2 protein-coding genes are annotated in these 2,246 nt (G+C 63.4%); both read left to right on the top strand.

Annotated features, from left to right (window positions below):
- A partial coding sequence (locus WAN02_RS30705) for a PHA/PHB synthase family protein (RefSeq protein ID WP_422269145.1) occupies positions 1–1,401 on the top strand: 1,401 nt, incomplete at its 5' end.
- Positions 1,388–2,246: AMP-binding protein (locus WAN02_RS30710; protein WP_422269146.1), on the top strand; the 859-nt coding region annotated here is incomplete at its 3' end. The genes WAN02_RS30705 and WAN02_RS30710, both read left to right, overlap by 14 nt.

A 2,246-nucleotide genomic window follows, 5' to 3' on the forward strand; every position in this document is an offset into this window, starting at 1 on the left:
GCACAGTCCTACGTGCTGAGCCGCTCAACCGCCCTCGACTCCATCGCCGCCCTCGGGCTCGATGAGAAAAGTGCGGCGCGTGCGCATTTCGCGCTCAGTCAGATCACCGAGGCGGCTGCTCCGACGAACTTCCTGGCCGGAAACCCGGCTGCGCTCAAACGGGCGACAAGCACAAAAGGCCGATCGCTGGTCGACGGCGGCCGCCATATGCTCTACGACCTGCGCCGTAACCATGGACTGCCGTCGCAGGTAGACACGCGCCCGTTCCGCATCGGCGACACGGTCGCAACCTCTAAAGGTGCCGTGGTCTATCGCACGCCGATGTTCGAGCTCATTCAGTACACGCCGGGCACGCCGCGGGTTCGCGAGTTGCCGACCGTGATCGTGCCGCCGCAAATCAACCGCTATTACTTCCTGGACATCGCTCCTGGCCGCAGCTTCGTGGAGCATGCGGTCAGCAAAGGCATTCAGACCTTCATGATCTCGTGGCGCAACCCTGGCCCGGACCAACGTGATTGGGGCCTGGACGACTACGCGACAGCTTGTCTTGAAGCTATGCAGGCTGCGGCGAGCATCACCGGGGTCGAGCAGGTGAACGTGATGGGCTTCTGCGCCGGCGGTATGACGTTGTCGACCGTGCTTTCGCATCTGAGCGCGACCGGCAACGAGTTGGTCAACGCCGCGACGCTGGCCGTCACGATGCTCGATACCGACGTCAACAGCACCCTGAACATGTTCGCGAGCCAACGATCCGTGCGCGCGGCCATCACGAAGTCCCGGCGTAAAGGCGTGCTCGAGGGCGAGGCTCTCGCACGGGTGTTCGCGTGGGTCCGTCCCAACGACCTCATCTGGAACTACTGGGTCTCGAACTACCTGCTCGGCAAGAACCCGCCGGCGTTCGACGTACTGGCCTGGAACAAGGACGCGACGAATCTGCCGGCTACCTTGCATGCCGAGTTTCTGCACATGTGGCTCGATAACGCGTTGATGAAGCCGGGCACGATCGACGTCCTCGGTACTCCGGTTGACCTTGGTCAGGTCAAAAACGACACGTACGTGGTCGGCGCGCTCACCGATCATCTCGTTCCTTGGCGATCGGCGTACGGCGCGTCTCGTGCGTTGGGTGGCGACTCCCGCTTCGTGCTGTCCAACAGCGGCCACATCCAGGCCCTGATCAACCCGCCCGGCAATCCGAAAGCCAGCTATTCGGTGTCCGAGGATGCGCCACCCGATGCGGATGCGTGGTTGGAGTCGGCGAGCAAGCATCGCGGCAGTTGGTGGGTGGACTGGACCGAGTGGACCATCGCACATTCTGGTGCGGAGAAGCCTCGGCCGCGGACAGTCGGCGACCGCCAACATCCGATTCTCGAGATCGCACCGGGTCGTTATGTCCGCGAGTAGAACCGACCACGCAACGGTGATGGACGTTCCGCTGACAACCTGGCTGCTATTCGCAGGGGCTCAACGGCATCATCACAGCAGCGAGATCGTCACCCGATTGCCGTCCGGCGGAATTCACCGCTACACCTACGGCAAGTTCGCTGCCCGTACCCAGCAACTGATGCATGCCCTTGACACGCTTAAGGTCGGGCAGGGTGAACGGGTAGCGACGCTCGCCTGGAACGGCTTCCGACACGTTGAGGCATACTTCGGCGTCCCGTGCTCCGGGCGTGTGTTGCATACGTTGAACGTGCGGCTCAGTGTCGAGGAGCTCGTGTTCATCATGAACGACGCTGACGACCGTGTCGTTCTTGTCGACCGCGATTTCCTTCCGTTGATCGAACAGGCTGCGCCATTGGTGCCAGGGCTGCGACATGTCATCGTGCTCGGTCCCGACACCGCAGGAACCACCTTGCCGGGCGCGGTCGACTACGAGCACCTTCTTCTCGGTGAGCCGAAGCACTACCCGCAGCCCGTTCTGGATGAGCGCTCCCCCTGCGGCCTCTGCTACACGTCCGGCACAACGGGCAAGCCTAAGGGTGTCGTCGCCACGCATCGCTCGACGTACCTGCATGCAATGGCGGTGTCGTCGGGAGCCGGCATGGCCGTGGGTCCCGGAGATGCTGTGCTCCCCCAGGTGCCCATGTTCCATGCGAACGCGTGGGGGCTGATCCACGCCAGCATCGGAGTCGGCGCCAAGCTCGTGTGCTACGGCGGGCCACTCGAACCGCAGCCGTTCGTTGACCTGCTGACCCGCGAGCAGGTGACCATTGCCGCAGCAGTGCCGACCGTCTGGATCGGCGTGG

It is taken from the genome of Mycobacterium sp. (assembly GCF_049281135.1).
Taxonomy (GTDB): Bacteria; Actinomycetota; Actinomycetes; order Mycobacteriales; family Mycobacteriaceae; genus Mycobacterium.